General features: G+C 64.0%; 19 protein-coding genes. 4 read left to right on the top strand and 15 right to left on the bottom strand.

Translation table 11 applies throughout. The annotated features are described in order from the left end of the window. From RBA40_RS16215 to RBA40_RS16255, 9 genes are all read right to left on the bottom strand, one after another. Positions 1-462: a hypothetical protein gene (locus RBA40_RS16215; protein ID WP_306648836.1), complete on the bottom strand. Its 462-nt coding sequence runs from the start codon at positions 460-462 to the stop codon at positions 1-3. A 14-nt stretch (positions 463-476) separates the two neighbouring features. Further along, positions 477-1,955: a pilus assembly protein TadG-related protein gene (locus RBA40_RS16220; RefSeq protein WP_306648837.1), complete on the bottom strand. Its 1,479-nt coding sequence runs from the start codon at positions 1,953-1,955 to the stop codon at positions 477-479. Further along, positions 1,952-2,227 (bottom strand): hypothetical protein, encoded by a 276-nt coding sequence (locus tag RBA40_RS16225; protein ID WP_229413269.1) that lies wholly within the window; start codon positions 2,225-2,227, stop codon positions 1,952-1,954. Before RBA40_RS16225 ends, RBA40_RS16220 begins: the two co-directional genes overlap by 4 nt. A 9-nt stretch (positions 2,228-2,236) precedes the next feature. Continuing rightward, the gene (locus RBA40_RS16230) at positions 2,237-2,878 is read right to left on the bottom strand and encodes a type II and III secretion system protein family protein (RefSeq protein ID WP_306648928.1); all 642 of its coding nucleotides are present in this window, start codon (positions 2,876-2,878) and stop codon (positions 2,237-2,239) included. Further along, positions 2,878-3,783 carry a pilus assembly protein N-terminal domain-containing protein gene (locus RBA40_RS16235; protein ID WP_306648838.1) on the bottom strand — a complete coding sequence of 302 codons (906 nt, stop codon included), beginning with the start codon at positions 3,781-3,783 and terminating at the stop codon, positions 2,878-2,880. Before RBA40_RS16235 ends, RBA40_RS16230 begins: the two co-directional genes overlap by 1 nt. 44 nt (positions 3,784-3,827) lie before the next feature. Further along, the gene (gene cpaB, locus RBA40_RS16240; protein WP_306648839.1) at positions 3,828-4,715 is read right to left on the bottom strand and encodes a Flp pilus assembly protein CpaB; all 888 of its coding nucleotides are present in this window, start codon (positions 4,713-4,715) and stop codon (positions 3,828-3,830) included. Further along, positions 4,712-6,139, bottom strand: coding sequence for a DUF8689 domain-containing protein (locus tag RBA40_RS16245; protein ID WP_306648840.1), 1,428 nt, complete (start codon positions 6,137-6,139; stop codon positions 4,712-4,714). The genes cpaB and RBA40_RS16245 overlap by 4 nt, the downstream gene beginning before the upstream one ends. A 107-nt stretch (positions 6,140-6,246) precedes the next feature. Then, positions 6,247-6,780: a prepilin peptidase gene (locus tag RBA40_RS16250; RefSeq protein ID WP_306648841.1), complete on the bottom strand. Its 534-nt coding sequence runs from the start codon at positions 6,778-6,780 to the stop codon at positions 6,247-6,249. Positions 6,781-6,872: 92 nt separating this feature from the next. Beyond that, positions 6,873-7,049: a Flp family type IVb pilin gene (locus RBA40_RS16255; RefSeq protein WP_306648842.1), complete on the bottom strand. Its 177-nt coding sequence runs from the start codon at positions 7,047-7,049 to the stop codon at positions 6,873-6,875. A gap of 438 nt (positions 7,050-7,487) precedes the next feature. On the opposite strand from RBA40_RS16255, the gene RBA40_RS16260 reads away from it, so the two are divergent. After that, the gene (locus RBA40_RS16260) at positions 7,488-8,528 is read left to right on the top strand and encodes a GGDEF domain-containing protein (RefSeq protein ID WP_306648843.1); all 1,041 of its coding nucleotides are present in this window, start codon (positions 7,488-7,490) and stop codon (positions 8,526-8,528) included. Between the two features lie 24 nt (positions 8,529-8,552). Here RBA40_RS16260 and RBA40_RS16265 read toward each other — a convergent pair whose 3' ends face one another. Further along, a complete protein-coding gene (locus RBA40_RS16265) occupies positions 8,553-9,773 on the bottom strand; it encodes an HD-GYP domain-containing protein (RefSeq protein ID WP_306648844.1) in 1,221 nt (406 codons plus the stop codon). Positions 9,774-9,899: 126 nt separating this feature from the next. On the opposite strand from RBA40_RS16265, the gene RBA40_RS16270 reads away from it, so the two are divergent. From RBA40_RS16270 to icmF, 3 genes are all read left to right on the top strand, one after another. After that, the gene (locus tag RBA40_RS16270; protein ID WP_306648845.1) at positions 9,900-10,832 is read left to right on the top strand and encodes a LysR substrate-binding domain-containing protein; all 933 of its coding nucleotides are present in this window, start codon (positions 9,900-9,902) and stop codon (positions 10,830-10,832) included. Between the two features lie 233 nt (positions 10,833-11,065). Further along, on the top strand, positions 11,066-14,629 hold the full coding sequence (locus RBA40_RS16275; protein WP_306648846.1) for an indolepyruvate ferredoxin oxidoreductase family protein: 3,564 nt from the start codon (positions 11,066-11,068) through the stop codon (positions 14,627-14,629). A gap of 124 nt (positions 14,630-14,753) precedes the next feature. Continuing rightward, positions 14,754-18,041, top strand: a complete 3,288-nt coding sequence (icmF, locus tag RBA40_RS16280) for a fused isobutyryl-CoA mutase/GTPase IcmF (protein WP_306648847.1) — start codon at positions 14,754-14,756, stop codon at positions 18,039-18,041. Positions 18,042-18,232: 191 nt separating this feature from the next. Here icmF and RBA40_RS16285 read toward each other — a convergent pair whose 3' ends face one another. The 5 genes from RBA40_RS16285 to RBA40_RS16305 all read right to left on the bottom strand — a co-directional run bounded on the left by RBA40_RS16285 (position 18,233) and on the right by RBA40_RS16305 (position 21,213). Continuing rightward, positions 18,233-18,634 carry a hypothetical protein gene (locus RBA40_RS16285; RefSeq protein WP_306648848.1) on the bottom strand — a complete coding sequence of 134 codons (402 nt, stop codon included), beginning with the start codon at positions 18,632-18,634 and terminating at the stop codon, positions 18,233-18,235. A 250-nt stretch (positions 18,635-18,884) separates the two neighbouring features. After that, positions 18,885-19,640 carry a tRNA(His) guanylyltransferase Thg1 family protein gene (locus RBA40_RS16290; RefSeq protein ID WP_306648849.1) on the bottom strand — a complete coding sequence of 252 codons (756 nt, stop codon included), beginning with the start codon at positions 19,638-19,640 and terminating at the stop codon, positions 18,885-18,887. Beyond that, positions 19,630-20,073, bottom strand: a complete 444-nt coding sequence (locus tag RBA40_RS16295) for an AAA family ATPase (RefSeq protein WP_306648850.1) — start codon at positions 20,071-20,073, stop codon at positions 19,630-19,632. Before RBA40_RS16295 ends, RBA40_RS16290 begins: the two co-directional genes overlap by 11 nt. 17 nt (positions 20,074-20,090) lie before the next feature. Then, positions 20,091-20,645 carry a hypothetical protein gene (locus RBA40_RS16300; RefSeq protein ID WP_306648851.1) on the bottom strand — a complete coding sequence of 185 codons (555 nt, stop codon included), beginning with the start codon at positions 20,643-20,645 and terminating at the stop codon, positions 20,091-20,093. Positions 20,646-20,682: 37 nt separating this feature from the next. After that, entirely contained in the window at positions 20,683-21,213 is a 531-nt protein-coding gene (locus RBA40_RS16305) for a hypothetical protein (protein ID WP_306648852.1), read from the bottom strand. Between the last annotated feature and the right edge of the window lie 42 nt (positions 21,214-21,255).

Raw genomic sequence — 21,255 nt, forward strand, 5'->3', positions numbered from 1 at the left:
TCAGTGGCTGTATGGAACTGTGACGGCGGTCTGGACCATCATGCTGCTGGGGATGCCCATTTCGGTCACGGCGTGAAAGCTGTTCGGCACCGCGACCACCAGCGACACCGTGATGCTGTCCGGGCGCTCGCCCCCGCACACCAGATTGCCGTTGCAGTCGAAGTCGTATTCGAGCAGCGGAATGAGGGGCGCCACCCTGGCATCGAGCAGCGACTTCTCGATCAGCGCGACGGTGCGCAGCTTCATCGTGCTGCTGGCCGCGGCGCCGCTGGCCCATTCGGACGGCGGCGCCGTGGCCAGAGTGGCGGCGGCGGCGGCGGCGGTCTGCTTGAGTACGGCGTACACATAGAACAGGTGGCCCAGGCTGAAGATGACGGGCAACAGGAACGACATCCAGAACATGATCACGGCCAGTTCGATAAACGCGATGCCGCGCGCGTGTCGCGGGAAAGTGGAAGCCATGGTGGAGGGCGCTTTCATCGGTACAAGACCGTCGAGGAGTTCAGGGAGTCGGCCGTGGCCAGGCCGCCGAATTCGGCATGCACGCCGAGCGGGCTGTCGGTCGCGCGCGACGTCATCAAAAAGCTGCCGACCGCCAGCACCGTGGCCGTGCCGCCCGCGCCCACCGGGCAGGCCAGCAGCGGAATGTTGAGGATGCGCCGCCCCGCCAGTTTGGGATAGCTCGATGGGCTGGGGTTGACCTTGAAGGCGCCCGTCCCCCGGTACGGCACCATCGGATCGGTGGGGTAGATGGCGGTCGCTTCGGCCTGCTCGGTGGTGGCGACCGGGTACAGGACCGGCCAGGCGCTCTTGGGAAAGCTGGCGCCGGGCGTGGACGGCGTGGCCGCGTCGTAGCGCTGCGGTTTGGCAAAGGTCCACAAGGGACCGTAGCTGACCCGGTTGGTGCCGGGCGTGGGGCCGCTGACGTCGGCAATGGTCTTGCGCTCGCCGGCGCCGACGACCTGGGTGGCGCTGGCCGGAATCTGGGTCAGGCTCGGGGTGGCGGCCGGCATGCGCATCCAGAAGGTGGGCACGGTGTATTCCTTGATGTTGGTATCGGCCGGGGCCGAGACCGGGTCGCAGGTCGAGCCGCTGCCGCTGCCGAAGCGCGAATTGAGTTCGGCCGTGAGCGAGGCGGGGAAGCCTTCGCGCACGTAAATGCTGGCGCCGGTGGGCAAAAACGGCAGCGCCAGGGTGCCGCTGCACACCATCGGGCGCAGGGTGGCGAGGCTGCGGTGCGCCGCGTTCTCGACCGCCGGCGGAAAATCGATGGGATTGACCTGGTAGTTCAGCGCGGGAACCCCGACCGGATTGAGATTGAGCAGGTTGTAGCTGACCCCGCGCCGGAAGCCATGCTCGACGATTTCCTCGAAGCCGGGTGCGTTCACGCGCACCGTTTTGGCCTGGTTGTTCATGGCGCAGATGGCCAGCGGCGTGATCTGGACCGCGCTGCGCCCGGCCACCGCCTGCGCGCCCACCCGTACGATCTTGAAACCGGGATCGATGGCGCGGGCGAACACGGTGCGCACCTGGCCCAGCTCCTCCGCCAGCGCACTGGTATCGACACGGGCGTAGCGCATCGTGGCGACATTGGCGGCATTGACGGCGCCGGCCGGCAGCCAGGTGCCGCCCAGATCGGGCGTGGCGCTAAAGCGCAGGGCGTCGCTCTTCCATATCATGGTGTTCGTCAGCGCGTAGGTGCTGGTATTGACAACTTGCGCCGCGCGCAAGCCGGCGCTGGCGATGCCGGCCTCGGTGCCGTCGAGCGCGCGCGCGGCCGCCAGCGCGGCGGCGTCGGCCGCCGCCTGCAGGTCGGTGCGGCGCATGTACGCCATCGACAGGTCGATCGCCATGCCGCCCAGCAGGACGATCGGCATCAGCAGCAGCGCGAACACGAGGGTGTAAGCGCCGCGCTGGCGCCGCCGCCGGCAGGCCGCAAGGCGCAACTGCTTCATTTTGCGCCCCCGCCGATAGCCAGCGGCGCCAGCGCGGCGGGCGCTTCGGCCGAATGCTGGTAGCGCTCCTGGGCGGCGGCCGCCGTCTTGCCGTCCAGTCCGGCCACGGGACGGGTGTTGCGCACGGCCGAAGGGTCGATCACCTGGGCCGCCAGCGATGTGCGCACGGCCTGGCCGAAGCGCGCGTCCCAGCGCGGCGTGCTCGAGCAACCAGCCAGACAGACCGTCAATGCCAGCAAGCTGGCCATGCTGCTACCGATGCGTGTGTTCATGGCGCTCTCCTATTTCAATTCAAAACCGCGCTGGGCGGACGAGGCGGGGGCAACCGGCGTGGCGCCTGGCGCGGGCGCCGCTGCACCGGCGGTCCGGGCAGTGGCTTGCTCGCCTTCCAGGCGCGAGCCGAGCATCGTCTGGGCGCGCGAGGGCGGCGCCAGGCTGTCGGTCGGCAGGGTGTAGTTCGACGGCAGGGGCTTGACCAGGTGGGCCGTCACGACAAACACCAGTTCGGTGCGGTCTTCCTGGAAATCGGTGCTGCGGAACAGGGCACCGAGTACCGGCACTTCGCCCAGCAGCGGCAAGCCCTTGCGGTTGGTGATCAGATTGTTCTTGATCAGGCCGCCGATGGCGAAACTCTGGCCGTCGAACAGCTGCAAGGTGGTGCTGGCGCGCCGCTTGGTGATCAAGGGCAGCACCGCGCCGCCCGAAAAGCCGGCGGCCGACACGCCGATGCCTTCACGCGAGACTTCCGACACTTCCGGCGCCACCTTCAGGTTGATGCGCCCGCCGGCCAGCACGGTCGGGGTGAAGCGCAGGCCGACCCCGAATTCCTTCTCTTCCAGGGTGACCTTGTTGTTTTCCTGGGCCACCGGAATAAAGATGCTGCCGCCAGCCAGGAAGCTGCCTTCCTGGCCGCTGACGGCCATCACGTTCGGCTCGGCCAGGATGCGCACGATGCCATCCTGCTTCTGCGCTTCCAGGTTGACGCGATTACCGCTGCGCCGCTGCGAACCGAGCGCGCCCTGGGCATTGCCGGTGATGAAATTGGCCAGCAAGGTGGTGGCCCAGCTGCCCGAGCCGAGCCCCAGGTGACGCCCCCTTCGAGCCGCTCGAGCAAGCTTTTCGAAACTTCGGCGATCTTCACTTCGAGCATCACTTGCTGGGGCGCGCTGACCGCCAGCAGGTTGATCACGCGCGCGGCCGGGGCCGTGCTGGCGGCGCCCCCGCCGCCGGGGCCGCCCTTGGCCGCGGCCGCGCCGCCGGTGGCCGCGTCGCCGCCCTGCTGCGCCAGCGAGCGCAGCGGCCGGCTGACGAACGCGGTCGCCAGTTCGACCGCGCGCAGCACGGCGGCGCCATCGGCCACGGTACCGCTCAGCACCAGCGAGTCGGCGGCGCCGTGCACGCGGATATCCTTCTCTTCCGGCATCAGGGCCGCCAGGCTGGCCTGCAGCGCGGCCGGGTCCATGCCGACCACGATGTCGACGATGCTGCAGGTGCCGCTCTTGCCTTGCACGATCATGTTGGTGGTGCCGACATCGACCCCGAGCAGGTACAGGGTGTCCGGCGCGACCAGCATCGCTTGCACCACGGCGGCGTTGCCGATGCTGCGGTTGCGCACCGGTTCGGGCAGGCGCATCAGGTTCGATTTGCCCACCAGCAGCGTCATATTGCCGGGACGCGCCGCTTCACCGCTGCAGCGCGGACCGCTATCGGCGCGCTCGGCCTGGGGCTGCGCTTCCTTGGGGGTGGCGGCGGCGGCGCTGGCGCCGCTCAGCGCCAGCAGTACGCCGAGCGCGGCGGCGGCGGTCCGGGTCGGTTTTCCTTGCTTCATGCATCTGTTCATGTCGGCCATCCTGTAAGGTGATTGCTCGAAAATCAAAAACATTCTTGTGATGTGGTCACGCCGTTCAAGACGCTGACGCAGTCGCGCCGGACCTGCGCCACCACCGGCGCGGGGCGCGCGGCGGCACGCGGGGCTGCGCGCGGTTTGGCCGGCGGCGCCGCCTTGGCAGCGGACCCGGATCCGGATACAGGCGTGGCGGCGACCAGCTCGTCGAGCAGGCTGGCCTTGGTGGCCCCGGCCGTCTGCGGCGAACCGGGATCGACCTGGTTGCGCAGCGCCAGCGACAAGGTGCCGACGCCGCGTGCCAGGTCGAGCGTCTCGGCCTGTTCCGGCGTGACTTCGAGCGTGACGGCGTTGACCACTTTGGGCTTGGTTTCGTCGCGGCTCACTTCCTGGGCCACGGCCAGCACCAGAATGCGTTCGAGCACGATCTTGGAGATGTGCAGCGCATTGCGGTGCTGCCTGACCTGGTCGCCCGGGTCGCGCTCGGTGTGCACGATGATGTCGACGTAATTGCCCGGCAGCGCAAAGCCGGCCACGCCGATGACATCGTTGACGCGCACCGTGATGGCGCGCTTGCCTTCGCTGATCAGGGCCGACAGGCCGCCCAGGGTGCCGGCCGGGGCCAGCTTGGCTTCGGTCAGCGGCTCGCCCTTGAGGACATTGGTCTTGAGCACCCGGTCGCTCAGCTTGAGGCTATCCTTGAAGGCATCCTTGGGGATCGTTGCGGTCGGCCAGTCGACCAGGCGCAGCATGTCGGGCGAGATGCGCTGGCCGCGGCTGATGTCGCCGGTGGCGACGACGATGCGGCTGGCCGCGTTGGCCGGCTGCCCGAGCAGCCAGAGGGAAGCCAGGATGACGGCGCCGATCCCCAACAGGACCGCCACACCCATGGTCAGCAATGCGCGTTTGTTTTTCATGAGATCCTCTCGTACAGGGTGGTGCCGTTATCGGCTGAAAAAGACAGGGGCGGATGGGCCGGGGCAGTGGCCAGCGCGGGCGGCGCCACCGACATGCTGTGCCAGGCTTGCTCGATGGCGGCCGCGCTCACGCGCGCCGTGACGCCGGCAAAGGCGGCGAAATCGTTCACCCGCCCCAGCAGCTCGGCCGGATAGCTGGCCAGCAGCGGCCGTCCGCTGGCGCGATGCAGGCGCGTGATCAGGTAGTCCAGCACGGCCTCGTCGCAGGCCAGCCCATGCCGCTGGCACTGGCGCCGGAACAGGGTGGCGTAGGCCGTTTCGGAGAGCGGGCCGACCAGGATCTTGTAGCCGATGCGGCGCAGGAAGGCATCGTCGAGCAGCAGTTGCGGCGCCAGATTGGTGGCCAGCACCAGGGTGACGTCGAACGGCACGGCGATCTTGCAGCCGCCCTCGATGGTGAGCTGGTCGCTGCCGCTGTCGAGCGGGGCGCTGAAACGGTTGAGCAATTCTTCGGCCGGAATACGCTGGCGGCCCAGGTCGTCGATCACGAGGATGCCGTTATTGGCCATGAAGTGCGGCGGCGCGCGGTACACGCCGCTGGCCTGGTCCAGGCGCAGGTCGAGCATTTCGTAGCCCAGTTCGGCGCCGACCTGCACCACCGGGCGCTGGCACAGCACCCAGCGTGCATCGGGCTTGCGCCGTTCTTCGTTGTGGCGCGTGTGCAGGGGCGAGGCCGGCACATGCAGGGCCGGATCGTGGAACTGGATGATGTGGCCCTCGGCCAGGATCGCATGGGGAATGGCCACCAGCCCGCTTTGCAGCTGGCCCAGCTTGCGCGCCAAGGTGGTCTTGCCGCTGCCGGACGGGCCGTGCAGCAGCAGCGGGCGGCGCGACTGCAGCGCCGCGCCGAGCTGGTCGCGCACGCCCGGATCGAGCACGTCGTCGGCGAAGGCGGCGGCCATCTCGGCCATGCCGATCGGCTGGACCTGGGCGTGCCGGCTCGACTGGCGTTCGGCCAGGTCGCGGTAAGCCTGCAGGGTGACCGGAGCGGGCCCCACATAGCGGCAACGCGCCAGGAACTCGGCCGCGCGCAAACGTCCGCCCTCGGTGAGCTGATAGTGGACGTCGAGATCGGAGTCGCCGCGCCCGGCCACCTCGGCCAGGTGGTCGGCCTGCATGGCGTCCAGCACTTCGCGCAAGACATTGATCGACAGCTTGAGCTTGCCGGTGAGGACAGGCAGGTGAATCCTGCCGATCGCGTACATGGCCTTGGTCACCAGTTCAATCACCAGCCCCAGTTCGAGGCCGGTGTCGCGTACGCAGCGCGGCTGCGGCGGCGGGCTGCTGATGCCGTAGTCGGCGGAAGAGGCGCGCACCCGCTGGCTGCTGGGCGGAAGCGCTCCGGTCGGATCGATGTAACTCATGTCGGTTCCTAAAAAAAGGCAGATGGCGTTTCCGAAAGGCACAATTTATTTTAGCCACGCCTCCCTTGGCCGATTTGACAAACAGCAAGCTCTGACCGCACGGAAATTTATAGCCAGGGCTGCGCCAGAGTGAAAAAGGTGCCGCCGGTGATGGCGACGGCGTATGGCATATTTCCCACACTCGGGGCCGGCATCGGTTCGGCCACGGCCGGCATGCCGCCGATGCGCAGGAACAGGGGGCGCAGCAGCGCCATCAGATTGGCGCCGGTATCGCGCAGGCGCCCGCTGGCAAGGATGATCAGCAGCGCCATCAGGCCCCCGGCGCAAAAGGCGGCCAGGGCGATGTCCAGGGCCAGGGCGGGACCGGTGAAGGCGCCGACGGTAGCCATCAGCTTGACGTCGCCGGCGGCCATGCCGCGCAGGCAGTACAGGGGCAGGAATAGCAGCAGGCCGGTGGCGAAACCGGCCAGGCCCGTGCTCAGCAGCGCCAGCGGGTTGCCGGAACACAGATGGACGATGGCGGCGCAGGCCAGGCCGGCGGCCAGCAGGCGGTTGGGAATGCGGCGCGACGCCAGGTCGGTGGCGGCGGCGGCGAGCAGCAGGGCGATCAGAAAAAATTGGGGAAGGGTCAAGGCAGGCATGGGCTACTCGCATAAAAAAGCCCCCCGGAACAGGGCCCTGTTCCGGGGGGCGTGGTGCAGCAAACGACGGCTCAGGTGGGGCCTGGGACGTCTTATCCTTGCAGGCCGGTTACGACCTGAGCGAACAAGGATTTGAGCTCGGTCTGCACCTCTTTCAGCGATGCGACGATCGCAACTGCAATCAGTGCTGCAATCAGACCGTACTCGATGGCGGTGGCGCCGTCTTCGTCGTTGATAAAGGCTTGCACTGCGGTGGTGATGGTGCTCATGGTGACCTCCGGTTAGTTAAGGACTGCCAACTTCTGGCACGGGTTCGGCATCGTTGCTGCCTTACCTTGAAGTACGCTGCTGCTGTTCTTCAATTTTTCCGCCATTGAGTTCACTATAGGGAGTTGCCGAAGAGATGCCTTGACCTCACGCAACTTTCCTCCGTGGTATGAATTTTGTTATTATTGAAACGGTCGATATACGACAGGATGGCGAAAAAGTTGCTGTGCGGTGAGCCGCAAGGCGTCGCACAACGGTAGAATCGGGTGAGCGCGAGCGTTTATGCACGACAATTACGGATCAGGCAACACTGGTGACGGCGCACGAACTGCGCCAACCGGACGCACCGGGCGATCAGGTACACTAGCCTGCGCCAATGTCGATGGACATCGATTCTTCCGCTAGGTGGTAGTTGTTTGATTTACATTTCCGAGAACGACATGGATTCCCTTCTTAAACACATGGTGGACATGACTGGCCACCGCGACCACACGATGCTCGACATCTCGGTGATCTCGGCGGTTCAGGAGCTGGCACGGGCGTCGCAGACGCGCGTGCTGACCATCATGCATGTGCGCGGGGAGCAGTATGTGCGCGTGCGCGCCAGCATCTGCGCCGGTGGCGCGGCGCGCATGGAAGAGCCTGTCGATGTGAATGCGCCGGGCGAGCCGATCGGCAGTTTCCCGGCCCTGGCCGCATGCATCGCCAACAACGAAACGAGTGCCGAAAGCATCGCGGCCGACGGCAAGCGCACCTTGTGGCTGCCGATCTGGATCGGCGAAAAGGTCGACACCTGCCTCGAAATCCTGCATCCGACGCCGTACACCACCGACACCATCCATGTCATCGGCGGCATCGTCAGCGTGTACCGCAACTTCCAGAACCTGCTCGACTACAGCGAACGCGACTCGCTCACGGGCCTGCTCAACCGCAAGACCTTCGACGACCAGCTGGCCAAGATGCTGCACGTCACCGCCGAGCAAGAATCGCTGGAACCGGGCCAGGAAGAGCGGCGCCAGCATTCGGACGCCGAAAAGCAGTGGCTGGCGGTGGTCGATGTCGACCATTTCAAGCTGGTCAACGACAAATTCGGCCATCTGTACGGCGATGAAGTGCTGATCCTGATCGCCAACCTGCTGCAATCGTCATTCCGCTCGCAGGACCGGGTGTTCCGTTTCGGCGGCGAAGAATTCGTGGTGCTGCTGCGTTCGACCACGCTCGACAATGCGCAAAAGATCATCGACCGCTTCCGCATGAATGTCGAATCGCATGATTTCCCCCAGGTGGGGCAGGTGACGGTGAGTGTCGGCTTCGTCAGCATCAGCCCGTTCGAGTCGCCCGTGATCATTCTCGGGCACGCCGACCAGGCGCTGTACTACGCCAAGAGCCACGGACGCAACCAGGCATGCCACTACGACGAGCTGGTGTCGGGCGGGCTGCTGCAGGCGGTGGCGTCGAACGATACGGCCGAGTTCTTCTAGTCCGCCCGGCCGGGCGCCGGATGGCTATGCGACGCTGATGAAGCGCATCGGGTCGACACGCCACTTCTCGGGCGATTCGGGACGGACGATCTTGTCGCCGCCGCCGAAGCCCAGCGGACGCGACAAATCCACCGTTTCCGGCTTGATATACCCATTGCGCCGGGTGTTGAAAAACACATTCACCTTGGGCGCGAGCAGATTGGTCTCGTGCGGCTCGATCACCACCGCCAGCCGCCCCGATTCGAGCATCACCATGGTTCCCACCGGATAAATCCCGACGCAGCGCATGAATTCCTGGGCGTACGTGGGATGAAAGTGGAACTTGCTCCAATCGAAAATCTTGCGCAGCGCTTCAGCCGCCGACATGCCCTTGTGATAGCAGCGCTCAGCCGTGATGGCGTCGTACACATCGACAATGGCCGCCATCTGCGCCAGTTCGCTGATGGCGCCCTCGCCCTGCCGGTCCGGATAGCCGCCGCCGTCGCGCCGCTCGTGGTGATGCAGGGTGATGTCGAGCGCAATGGCGCTCACGTCGGGCGACTTGACCAGGATATCGTAGCCGTCGCGCGGATGCCGCTTGACGATGGCAAACTCCTCGTCCGTCAGCGGCCCCGGCTTGTTCAAGATATGGTCCGGCACCAGCGCCTTGCCGGTATCGTGCAGCAGCCCCCCCAGGCCGGCCTGGTGGATGGTATCGGCATCCATCCCGCGCGAGCGGCAAAACGCCACCAGCAGGGCGCACACGCTGACCGAATGCAAAAACGTGTAGTCATCCTTGTTCTTGATGCGCAGCATGCCCATCAGCGCGCCGGGATTGCGCAGGATCGATTCGGTAATGCTCTGTACCACCGGCGACACATTGTCCAGTTCGATAGCCTTGCCCAGCCGCGCATCCTGCATCACCGTGCGCACCAGCCCGGTGGCCTGGTGGCGGATCACGGCGGCGCGCTTGAGTTCCTCGGCCAGGGTGGTGCGGGTAACGATCACCGGCGCCGCGGCGATGGCCACCAGCGCCTCTTCGGTACCCTGGCGCACCTCGTCGAGCGTGGGCGCATGGCCGAGGTCGAGTCCCTTGCTGCCATCGATGACCACGTCGTGGATGCCAGCCTGGATCATCTTGCCGATTTCCTCGTCGCTGGTCAGCAGGAAACGATTACGCAAAAACGGGTGCGTCATCCAGTCGCAACTCAGGTCATGGATGTACATGCCGGGCTTGAGTTGGGAAACATCGACTTTCTTGAGCATTTTTCTGTCCGTCTGTGGTGTAATCTCGCGCAATCGCGGCAACGACCGTCAGTATAACGTCAATATTTCTCTTGTGCATTTATACTTTCCAAGAGTCACTGAACTCACTCACCGCCCCGGACGATCATGGAATTACGCCAGCTGCGCTACTACGTCGCCATTGTCGATCACGGCTCGCTCTCGCGCGCGGCGCTGGTGCTGCACGTGGCCCAGCCGGCCCTGACCCAGCAGTTGCGCCAGCTGGAAGACGACCTCGGCGCGCAACTGCTGCACCGCTCGGCCCAGGGCGTGCTCACCACCGACGCCGGCAAGGTGTTTTACGAGCATGCGCTGGCGATCCTCAAGCAAGTCGGCGACGCCCGTTCGGCCGTGACCCAGTCGACCACCAGGCCGTCTGGCAGCGTGACCCTGGGGCTGCCCCACAGCATCTCCGGCGCCCTCGCCCTGCCCTTGCTGATGGCGGCGCGCCGCACCTATCCCGAGATCACCCTGCAGCTCACCGAAGAGTTATCGGGCAACCTGAACGAACAGCTCAAGTCGGGCCGGATCAACCTGGCAGTGCTGTTCGACGATGGCCAGCTGGGGGCCTTCGCCAGCAGCGCGCTGGTGGAGGAAGAACTGAGTTTCATCTGCCGCGCCGGTTCCGCCTTCAGCCCGCCGGGCGAGCGGGTGGCGCTGGCCGACGCCCTGGCCGCCACATTGATCTTGCCGGCCCAGCAGCAAGGGGTGCGCCCGCGCATCGAGAACGTGGCGCGCGAAGCCGGCCTGCACCTGTCGAACGTGATCGAAATCAATTCGATCGCCATCCTCAAGTCGGCGATTCTGGCCGACATGGGCGCCACCATCCTGCCGGTGGCCCCGCTGCTGGCGGACATCGAACGGGGCGCCATGCTGGCCCGGGCCATCCACAGCCCGGCGCTGGCGCGCACGGTGACCCTGTGCGCCTCGCGCAATATTCCCCTCACCAATGCCGCCGCCGCGGTCAAGCGCCTGGTGCACCAGGTGACCGAAGAACTGTGCGCCGGCGGCGCCTGGCCGGGCGCGCGCCTGCTCAAATAAGTCGCAGCAGCCCCGAGCCATCACTTTTTCTTATACCCCCATCCGCAAACCATATTTCCCCTACGGGCGTGAAGGTCATACACTCCACGCCAACGGCGATCCGTACCGGAGAGTCTTGTAGAATCAAGCTGTAAAACAAGCCGCATAAAGCGGCAACCTACCCTGTCACCAAGGCGCTTACCCGGCGCCGTCCTGGCGGGGCAACATCCCGAATACCCTTTTGGAGACACACCATGCCAGATACCACGGCAACGACGCCTGCGAAGCAGGACGTCGCTTCACGCCTGACCACGGTCACCCTCGACGACAAATACACGGCGACCACGGGCAATATTTTCCTGTCCGGTATCCAGGCGCTGGTGCGCCTCCCGATGATGCAGCGCGAACGCGACCAGGCCGCCGGCCTGAACACGGCCGGTTTCATTTCCGGCTACCGCGGTTCGCCCCTGGGCGGCCTCGATGAAAACCTGTGGAAGGCCAAGGCCCACCTCGAAGCGCACCACGTGAAATTCGTGCCGGGCGTGAACGAAGACCTGGCCGCGACCGCGGTGTGGGGCTCGCAGACGGTCGACCTGATCGGCCCGGCCAAGTACGATGGCGTATTCGCCATGTGGTACGGCAAAGGCCCGGGCGTGGACCGCTGCGGCGATGTTTTCAAGCACATGAACCACGCCGGCACGAGCAAGCACGGCGGCGTGCTGCTGGTGGCCGGCGACGACCACGGCGCCTATTCCTCGACCCTGCCGCACCAGTCGGACCACATCTTCTCGGCCTGCATGGTGCCGGTACTGTACCCGTGCAATGTGCAGGAATACCTGGACCTGGGCGTGCACGGCTGGGCCATGTCGCGCTTTTCCGGCTGCACGGTGGCCTTCAAGGCCCTGGCCGACACGGTCGAATCGAGCGCCTCGGTCGACGCCAACCCGTTCCGCGTGCAGGTGAAACTGCCGCAGGACTTCGTCATGCCCGAAGGCGGCCTCAATACGCGCCTCTCGTCCGATCCGCTCGGCCTGCAGGCGCGCAAGCAGGAAGCGCTGATGCAGGACTATAAAATCTACGCGGCGCTGGCCTATGCGCGCGAGAACAAGCTCAATCACACCACCATCGACAGCGCCAACGCCAAGCTGGGCATCATCGCGTCCGGCAAATCGTACCTCGACGTGCTCGAAGCGCTGGAAGAACTGGGCATCGACGAGAAAATGGCGGCCGACGTCGGCCTGCGCCTGTTCAAGGTCGCCATGCCATGGCCGCTCGAGCCCGACAGCGTGCGCGAATTCGCCCAGGGACTCGATGAAATCCTGGTGGTCGAGGAAAAACGCCAGATCGTCGAATACCAGCTCAAGGAGCAGCTGTACAACTGGCGCGACGATGTGCGTCCGAAGGTGATCGGCAAGTTCGACGAAAAAGGCGAATGGGTGGCACCGCGCGGCGAATGGCTGCTCACCTCCAAGGCCGATTTCTCGGTCTCGCAGGTGGCGCGCGTGATCGCCTCGCGCATTTCGCGCCTGATTACCGATGCACGTACCTGCGACTTGATCAAGGCGCGCCTGACCTTCCTCGACGCCAAGGATGCGGTGCTGCGCAAGGCCATCAACACGCCGTTCCGTCCCGCGTTCTACTGCTCCGGATGTCCGCACAATACCTCGACCAAGGTCCCGGAAGGCAGCTTCGCGCTGGCCGGCATCGGCTGCCACGTGATGGCCACCGCGATCTACCCGGGCATGAACAAGCTGACCACCCACATGGGCGGCGAAGGCGCGCCGTGGATCGGCCAGCAGGCGTTTTCCGAAGTACCGCACGTGTTCCAGAACCTGGGCGACGGCACCTACTTCCACTCCGGTTACCTGGCGATCCGCGCGGCGGTGGCGGCCAAGGTCAACATGACCTACAAGATTCTGTACAACGACGCGGTCGCGATGACGGGCGGCCAGCCGGTGGACGGCCAGACCTCGGTGCCGATGATCGCCCAGCAGATGGCGGCCGAAGGCATCAAGCGCATCGCGCTGGTGACCGAAGACTTGTCGCGCTACAGCGACCGTTCCTCGCTGCCATCCATCGTCAGCCTGCATGACCGCAAGGACATGGACGCGGTCCAGCGCGAGCTGCGCGAGGTCGAAGGCGTATCGGTGCTGATCTACGACCAGACCTGCGCGGCCGAAAAGCGCCGCCGCCGCAAAAAAGGCGAGTTCCCCGACCCGAACAAGCGCATGGTCATCAACGACGCCGTATGCGAAGGCTGCGGCGACTGCGGCGTGCAATCGAACTGCGTCTCGATCCTGCCGAAGGAAACCGAATTCGGTCGCAAGCGCACCATCGACCAGTCGTCCTGCAACAAGGACTACTCGTGCGTGAAGGGCTTCTGCCCGAGTTTCGTGACCGTCGAAGGCGGCACGCTCAAGAAAACCAAGACCGGCGTCACCAAGGGTAACGTGGACGACGGCTTCGGACCGCTGCCGGAACCGGTGCTGCCCAATATCGACCAGCCGTACAACATCCTGATCAACGGCATTGGCGGCACCGGCGTGATTACCGTCGGCGCGCTGATGGGCATGGCCGCCCACCTCGAAGGCAAGGGCGCGTCGGTGCTCGACATGACCGGCATGTCCCAGAAAAACGGCTCGGTCACCTCGCACGTGAAGGTGGCGCGTTCGCCCGAGCATCTGCGCGCACAGCGCATCGCCACCGGCGAAGCGGACCTGATCCTCGGCTGCGACATGCTGACCGCGGGCGCGCAGGATGCGATTTCCAAGATGCGTCCGGGCCGCACCATGGCCGTGATCAACCTGCACGAGCAGCCACCCGGCACGTTCGCGCAGCAGGCTGACTGGGAATATCCGGCCGCGGAAGTGCGCGCGCTGATCATGGAATCGGTGGGTGCGCCTGCAAACGATGCGGCCGACTTCATCGACGCGACCAAGCTGGCTACCGCGCTGATGGGCGACTCGATCGCCGCCAACCTGTTCATGATGGGTTACGCATGGCAGAAGGGCCGCATTCCGCTGACCGAAGCGTCGCTGCTGCGCGCCATCGAGTTGAACGGCGTCGGCGTGGAGCCGAACAAGAAGAGCTTCCTGTGGGGCCGCCGCGCCGCCGTGGACCTCAAGCGTGTGGAGAAGGTCGCCACGCCGACCCAGGCCATCGTGGTGCAGATGCCGCAAAGCCTGGAAAACGTCATCAAGAAGCGCGTCGAGTTCCTGACCGAGTACCAGGATGGCGCGTATGCGGCGATCTACGAGCAGCTGGTGGCCAAGGTGCGGGCGGCGGAAACGGCGCAGTCACTGGGCAACCGGCTGTCGACGGCGGTGGCCAAGTACTACTTCAAGCTGATGGCGTACAAGGACGAATATGAAGTGGCGCGCCTGTACACCGACGGCCGCTTTGTCGAGCAGCTCAAGTCGCAGTTCGAGGGCGATTTCTCGGTCAAGTTCAACCTGGCGCCGCCGATGTTCGCCAAGAAGGACGCCAAGGGACATCTGGTGAAGGCCGAATTCGGATCGTGGATGTGGAAGGCGTTTGCGCTGCTGGCCAAGTTCAAGGGCCTGCGCGGCGGGACCTTCGATATTTTTGGCCGCACCGAAGAACGCAAGATGGAGCGCGCGCTGATTGTGGAGTATCGCCAGATGATCGAAGGTTTGATCGCCGGGCTCAATGCCGACAATCATGCGACCGCGGTGGAACTGGCCAACCTCCCGGAGCAGATTCGCGGGTATGGACATGTGAAGGAAAAGGCAGTGGCGCAGTTCCGCGTGGAGAAGGCGCGGCTGCTGGGGGATGGGGCGCACAAGCACGCGGCGTAACGCGTCGTTCCCGCGCAGGCGGGAGCGACGGAGGTGCTGCGCACGACCCTGTCCGATGGAGCCCATCGCTTGACGTTTACGTAAACGTCATATACCTTACAAGAACGATATCGCAAGGATCATCATGAACGACCTGACTCCCGCCGCCAAACTGAATCTCCCCGAACAGCCGAAACTGGCCAACAAAGTCCGCTTCGTCACCGCCGCCTCGCTGTTCGACGGCCATGACGCATCGATCAACATCATGCGCCGCATTTTGCAGTCCAACGGCGTCGAAGTAGTCCACCTGGGCCACAACCGCTCGGTCGACGAAGTCGTCACCGCGGCGCTGGCCGAAGACGTGCAAGGCATCGCCATCTCCAGCTACCAGGGTGGCCACGTCGAATACTTCAAATACATGATCGACCTGCTCAAGGAACGCGGCGGCGCCCACATCAAGGTGTTCGGCGGCGGCGGCGGCGTGATCGTCCCCGACGAAATCGCGGACCTGCATGCCTACGGCGTCACCCGCATCTTCAGCCCCGAAGACGGCCAGCGCATGGGTTTAGTGGGCATGATCCAGTCGATGATCCAGACCTGCGACATCGACCTGTCCACCTATTCCCCGACCACGCTGGCGCCCCTGCAGCAGGGCGACGTGGCCTCGCGCCACCGCCCGCTGGCGCAGCTGATCACCGCACTCGAAAACGAGAAGGCCACGCCGGAACTGCGTCGCGCCATCGTCGACGCGGCCGAAGGCCTGCACGTACCGACCCTGGGCATCACCGGCACCGGCGGCGCCGGCAAATCGTCGCTGACCGATGAACTGATCCGCCGCATCCGCCTCGACCAGAATGACGCGATCAATATCGCCATCATCTCGATCGACCCGTCGCGCCGCAAATCGGGCGGCGCGCTGCTGGGTGACCGCATCCGCATGAACGCGATCAATCCATGGAACGGCCAGGCACGCGTATTCATGCGCTCACTGGCCACGCGCGAAGCCGGTTCCGAAATCTCGCAGGCGCTGCCCGACGTGATCGCCGCCTGCAAGGTGGCCGGGTTCGACCTGGTGATCGTCGAAACGTCCGGCATCGGCCAGGGCGACGCCGCCATCGTGCCGCACGTGGACGTGTCGATGTATGTGATGACGCCCGAATTCGGCGCCGCGTCGCAGCTCGAAAAAATCGACATGCTCGACTTCGCCGACTTCATCGCGATTAACAAATTCGACCGCAAAGGCTCGCTCGACGCGCTGCGCGACGTCGCCAAGCAGTACCAGCGCAACCGCGAAATGTGGAGCAAGCGCCCGGAGGAAATGCCGGTCTACGGCACCCAGGCGTCGCGCTTCAACGACGATGGCGTCACTGCCCTGTACCACGGCCTGCTGCCGAAACTGGGCGAATTCGGCCTGGCCATCGCGCCGGGCAAGCTGCCGCAGACCGACATCCGCCATTCGAGCGGCAAGCACGTGATCGTGCCGCCGGCACGCGCGCGCTACCTCGCCGAAATCGCCGACACCGTGCGCGGCTACCACAAGAACGCATCAAAGCAGGTCAAGCTGGCACGCGAGCGCCAGCAACTGACGGAAGCCAAACGCATGCTGGCGCTGGCCTCCAAGACCGCCGACTTCGACGAACTGATTACGGAGCGCGACAACGCGCTCGACGCCACCGCCAAGAAGCTGCTGGCGATGTGGCCCGAAATGCAGGCCGCGTACGCGGGCGACGACTACGTGGTCAAGATCCGCGACAAGGAAATCCGCACGCGCCTGATCGCCCACACGCTGTCGGGCACCAAGATCCGCAAGGTGGCGCTGCCGCGTTACGAAGACCATGGCGAAGTGCTGCGCTTCCTGATGCTGGAAAACGTGCCGGGTTCGTTCCCGTTCACGGCCGGCGTGTTCGCGTTCAAGCGCGAGGGCGAAGACCCGACCCGCATGTTCGCCGGCGAAGGCGATTCGTTCCGCACCAACCGCCGCTTCAAGCTGGTGTCCGAAGGCATGGACGCCAAGCGCCTGTCGACCGCGTTCGATTCGGTGACCCTGTACGGCGCCGACCCGGCGCTGCGCCCCGACATTTACGGCAAGGTCGGCAACTCGGGCGTGTCCATCGCCACGCTGGACGACATGAAGGTGCTGTACGACGGCTTCAACCTGTGCAGCCCGAGCACGTCGGTGTCGATGACGATCAACGGCCCGGCGCCAACGATCCTGGCGATGTTCATGAATACCGCCATCGACCAGCAGATCGACAAGTTCGTGGTCGAGAACAAGCGCCAGCCGACCGATGACGAGGCCGCAAAAATCCGCGCCTGGGTGCTGCAGAACGTGCGCGGCACGGTGCAGGCCGACATTCTCAAGGAAGACCAGGGCCAGAACACCTGCATCTTCTCGACCGAGTTTTCGCTGAAAGTCATGGGCGACATCCAGGAGTATTTCGTGCATCACCAGGTGCGCAATTTCTACTCGGTGTCGATCTCGGGCTACCACATCGCCGAAGCGGGCGCGAACCCGATTTCGCAACTGGCGTTCACGCTCTCGAACGGCTTCACGTTCGTCGAAGCGTACCTGGCGCGCGGCATGCACATCGACGATTTCGCGCCGAACCTGTCGTTCTTCTTCAGTAACGGCATGGACCCGGAATACACGGTGCTCGGCCGCGTGGCGCGCCGCCTGTGGGCGGTGGCGATGCGCGACAAGTACGGCGCCAATGACCGCAGCCAGAAGCTCAAGTACCACATCCAGACATCGGGCCGCTCGCTGCACGCGCAGGAGATCGACTTCAACGATATCCGCACCACCCTGCAGGCGCTGATTGCGATCTACGATAACTGCAACAGCCTGCACACCAATGCGTACGACGAGGCGATCACCACGCCGACCGACGAATCGGTGCGGCGCGCGCTGGCGATCCAGCTGATCATCAACCGCGAATGGGGCCTGGCCAAGAACGAGAATCCGAACCAGGGTTCGTTCATCATCGAGGAACTGACCGATCTGGTGGAAGAAGCGGTGCTGCAGGAGTTCGAACGCATCGCCGAACGTGGCGGCGTGCTCGGTGCGATGGAAACCGGCTACCAGCGCGGCAAAATTCAGGAAGAGTCGATGCTGTACGAGCACCAGAAGCACGACGGCACGCTGCCGATCATCGGCGTGAACACCTTCCGCAACCCGAAGGCGAACGACACCCCGCAAAAAATCGAACTGGCGCGTTCGACGGACGAGGAAAAGCAGTCGCAGTTGACGCGCCTGGACGACTTCCATCGCCGTAACGCCGAGCAGGCGCCGCAAGTGCTGGCGGCATTGCAGCAGGCCGCCATCGACAATGCGAATGTGTTCGAGAAGCTGATGGAAGCGGTACGGGTTTGCTCGCTGGGGCAGATTACGACCGCGCTGTTCGAGGTGGGTGGGCAGTACCGGCGCAATATGTAAGTCGGTAAAACCTTAGTGGGACGGCAGCGAATCGAGGAACGCGGCGCCGCCCCCTTTCAGTGCACCGGCAGGGAGAACAATCGGCTTACCATCGCACCAGCAGCCGTTGCCGAGTTCATGCCGGCCTCCACTTGCGGCGGCCTGTGAGGGGTCGTTGAAGTCTCTTTCATGGCAACTTCCCCGGCAGACTCTTAGCGGCTTGTTTTACGCCGGGCACCAAACAACCCAACGCTGTAGCCAGCATCTTTCAAAAATTTTGTCGCTTTTCCATTCAAAATGAAAAGAGCGATAACGCCCACATAGGGAATCCATATCACCGCCAGCCACTTGCCGCCACCGCCTAGCGCAAAGCCATCTTCTTGCGTTTGCAGCGCGTCGCCCAAGTTATACACTGCCCAAAAAGACAGGATAACGCCACCCATATAGAGGTACCATCCATAGTCTGGCAGCATGCCGCCGATCTGCAGCATGACGGCGACGAGCAAGGCCTTCTGGGCGCGGGCAACAGTCCAGCCGTAGCTGGGATCAATATGGGCATCGAGCCCGCCATCGGACGGCGCTTGTGGAGGAAGATAGGGATTGTGTTCGGTCATGGGAAGTTGTAGAGGACGGGAGGGGCTGCGTGGGATTCGACGTACGACACGCGACGTGCTTCAATTAAGAAGCTTTGGTTAAGTGAATCTTGAATGATGCCCGAATATGCTGCCTTCTGGCACAATTTCTTGCATTTTGCCAAAACACAAATTCGCATGCGGGCGCGCCGAGGGTGCGCGCGGTCGTTCCCGCTAGCATCGTCGTTCCGCGCAGGCGGGAATGGAGGTGGGTTGTGGTCCTACACCAAGCTTAGGTGAGAATGCCGCGCACGAAATCGCCGTATGCCTCGCCCACCGGCAAATAGAGATCCGTTTTGATCACGCGCTTGCTCGACACCACCTCAAGCTGTTCTTTCGGGTTGTATCCGCGCTTCTCCTCGTCCACCCAGTAAAACCCGGTCCCGCGCAACTGCCACGATGGCAGCGTATGGAAATCGGTGCCACGGCTGGCCAGCAGTGCCACTTTGTCCTCGATGGTGCGGCCCTCGATCTGCGCCGCCGCCGCACCTTTCGCCACGCCCTCTTTCCTCAGCATCCAGTAGCAGTGCGCGTTCAAGCCATTCCTGTGCGCGTCTTCATTGCGCCAGCGGAAATAATCGACGACGATTTTGCGGTCCGGCAGCTCGCAAATGCGGCAATCGAAGGCGGCCAGCTCGCCCAGCATCAGGCTGAATTTGGCCGACGTCTCGCCCGCCAGGATCGAGTTGTACTTGCGCAGCTTGCGCCCGTAAGCATCGATGTCCAGGTCGAACAGCAGCGAGATTTCATCGCTTTCGGTGTAGCCGTACACCACCTTGAAACCGCAGTTCATCAGATGGCGCGTGGTCTCGGCCATCAGGTCGCGAAAACGCACGTCGAACGGCGCCTCGAAGCTGACCTTCTCCTTGGTCAATTTGGTAAAGCTGCGGCCATCAATGCGCGCCACCATGTACACGCCCTGCTCCACGCAGCGGTCGTTGGCGGTTTCATAGCCGCGCATCATCGCGTCGAGTTCGTCAAATTTCATGCCATGCCTTTACGATAAATTGGTCGCCAATGATATCGACGTAATGCAGTTCGTCGAAGCCCTCCGCCATGGTGGGAACGTCGATTCTCTTGTGCGTATCGAAAATGCCGACGTCCGGAATCAGCGCTGCGCCGCTGCGGCCACGGTTCCAGGCCAGCGAGCGCTCCAGGTCGATCCGGAAGTAGACGCAGATGATCCTGAACTTGCTGCCCTTGAGAACATCGATGTACTTCGCACGCACTTCCCGGGTCGGGTTGGTGTTGTCGACCACGAAGGGCATGCTGGTTTCGAGGCAAATTTCCAGCAGCTTTTTCTCGCGATATTTCGTTTTCAGCAAGTCGTTGCTGATCCGCAGGTGAGTGTTGAAATAGTTGGTTTTGTAGAAAGTCGACTTGCCGCTTGCTTGCAGGCCGACAAAAATGATGGCTTCCAATGGTTTTCTTTCGTATTTCAGCGCGTCGGGACCGAATCGAGAAAAGCGGGACCGCAGCCTTTCAGGTGGATTTCGTGTTCGGTAATGCGCACCGGCGCCAGCAGGCGTGGGCCGCTAACGGCAAGCACGGCGCCAATGAACAGCAACACACCGGCGAGCAATGCCAGCCAGGGATTGCTGAGTCCAAATGCGCCAAGCAGAACGATCATGCCGAGCACGCCAAAGACGGGGGCGGCAATGGACAAATTGCGGCGGCGACGTCGATGCTCATCGCACAGACCCGACACAACGACCGCCCTTTTTCTGACGAAAAGGCAAACCACCATGTATACAACAACCATTGGAATCAAAGCGTACCAGCCGGGATGGTGCCACAAATAGGCGCGCGGACTGTCCATCCTGGCCGGCTTGTTGCACTTGACACAGCGCGGCGGCAAATGGGCGTCCACAGAAGCGATCAGGATGTCTCCCTCACGCCAGCATGGTCCCTCTTCAAGCGCGTTGTGCGCGCCGACCATGGGCTCGAAAGATGCCTTCGGGGCTTCGTAGGGATTGGTGGAGATCGGTGTCACGACATTCTCCGGCAACCGGTGAGGAGGCAATTTGGGCTCAGCGCCTGGGCAGCGAGTCGAGAAAGGCGGAGCCGCAACCTTTCAAGCGGATTTCGTGCTCGGTGATGCTGACCGCACGCAAGGTACGCTGGGCCGCACTGGCAAGCATGAGACCGCACAACATGAGCAGCCACGCAAGCCATCCCAGCAAAGGATCGACGTTGCGGGCCAGGTTGATCAGCGCCACGATATTGAGCGCGAAAAAGCCATACTTGGCCAGCCACACATTGCGGCGCCTGCGGCGGTGGTCGTCGCACAGGCCAATCACAAGGGTCGCCCTTTTCCGGACGAACATGCTGGCCAGGATGTACACCAGGATCGGAACCAGCACATACCAGCCGGGATGGTGCCAGGAAAAGGAGCGCGGCATGTCCATGATGGACGGCTTGTTGCACGTGATGCAGCGCGGCGGCAGGTGCGCCCTCCTGGACGCGACCAGGATGTCGCCGTCGCGCCAGCATCGGTTTGTCGCCACGTCCATGAAGGAGGCCTTCGGCGCTGCATAGGGATTGGCGGACGTCGGTTTCACTACGTACTCCGGGAACGGTTGAGAAGGCAATCTTAATCAGGC

Origin of the sequence: Massilia pseudoviolaceinigra, assembly GCF_030846505.1 — a bacterium.
Taxonomy (GTDB): domain Bacteria; phylum Pseudomonadota; class Gammaproteobacteria; order Burkholderiales; family Burkholderiaceae_D; genus Telluria_A; species Telluria_A violaceinigra.

Bases quoted from the DNA above. Each gene is read 5' to 3' on its own strand.
- RBA40_RS16215 (WP_306648836.1), bottom strand. From the start codon at position 462: ATGGCTTCCACTTTCCCGCGACACGCGCGCGGCATCGCGTTTATCGAA.
- RBA40_RS16220 (WP_306648837.1), bottom strand. From the start codon at position 1,955: ATGAAGCAGTTGCGCCTTGCGGCCTGCCGGCGGCGGCGCCAGCGCGGC.
- RBA40_RS16225 (WP_229413269.1), bottom strand. From the start codon at position 2,227: ATGAACACACGCATCGGTAGCAGCATGGCCAGCTTGCTGGCATTGACG.
- RBA40_RS16230 (WP_306648928.1), bottom strand. From the start codon at position 2,878: ATGGCCGTCAGCGGCCAGGAAGGCAGCTTCCTGGCTGGCGGCAGCATC.
- RBA40_RS16235 (WP_306648838.1), bottom strand. From the start codon at position 3,783: ATGAAGCAAGGAAAACCGACCCGGACCGCCGCCGCCGCGCTCGGCGTA.
- cpaB (WP_306648839.1), bottom strand. From the start codon at position 4,715: ATGAAAAACAAACGCGCATTGCTGACCATGGGTGTGGCGGTCCTGTTG.
- RBA40_RS16245 (WP_306648840.1), bottom strand. From the start codon at position 6,139: ATGAGTTACATCGATCCGACCGGAGCGCTTCCGCCCAGCAGCCAGCGG.
- RBA40_RS16250 (WP_306648841.1), bottom strand. From the start codon at position 6,780: ATGCCTGCCTTGACCCTTCCCCAATTTTTTCTGATCGCCCTGCTGCTC.
- RBA40_RS16255 (WP_306648842.1), bottom strand. From the start codon at position 7,049: ATGAGCACCATCACCACCGCAGTGCAAGCCTTTATCAACGACGAAGAC.
- RBA40_RS16260 (WP_306648843.1), top strand. From the start codon at position 7,488: ATGGATTCCCTTCTTAAACACATGGTGGACATGACTGGCCACCGCGAC.
- RBA40_RS16265 (WP_306648844.1), bottom strand. From the start codon at position 9,773: ATGCTCAAGAAAGTCGATGTTTCCCAACTCAAGCCCGGCATGTACATC.
- RBA40_RS16270 (WP_306648845.1), top strand. From the start codon at position 9,900: ATGGAATTACGCCAGCTGCGCTACTACGTCGCCATTGTCGATCACGGC.
- RBA40_RS16275 (WP_306648846.1), top strand. From the start codon at position 11,066: ATGCCAGATACCACGGCAACGACGCCTGCGAAGCAGGACGTCGCTTCA.
- icmF (WP_306648847.1), top strand. From the start codon at position 14,754: ATGAACGACCTGACTCCCGCCGCCAAACTGAATCTCCCCGAACAGCCG.
- RBA40_RS16285 (WP_306648848.1), bottom strand. From the start codon at position 18,634: ATGACCGAACACAATCCCTATCTTCCTCCACAAGCGCCGTCCGATGGC.
- RBA40_RS16290 (WP_306648849.1), bottom strand. From the start codon at position 19,640: ATGAAATTTGACGAACTCGACGCGATGATGCGCGGCTATGAAACCGCC.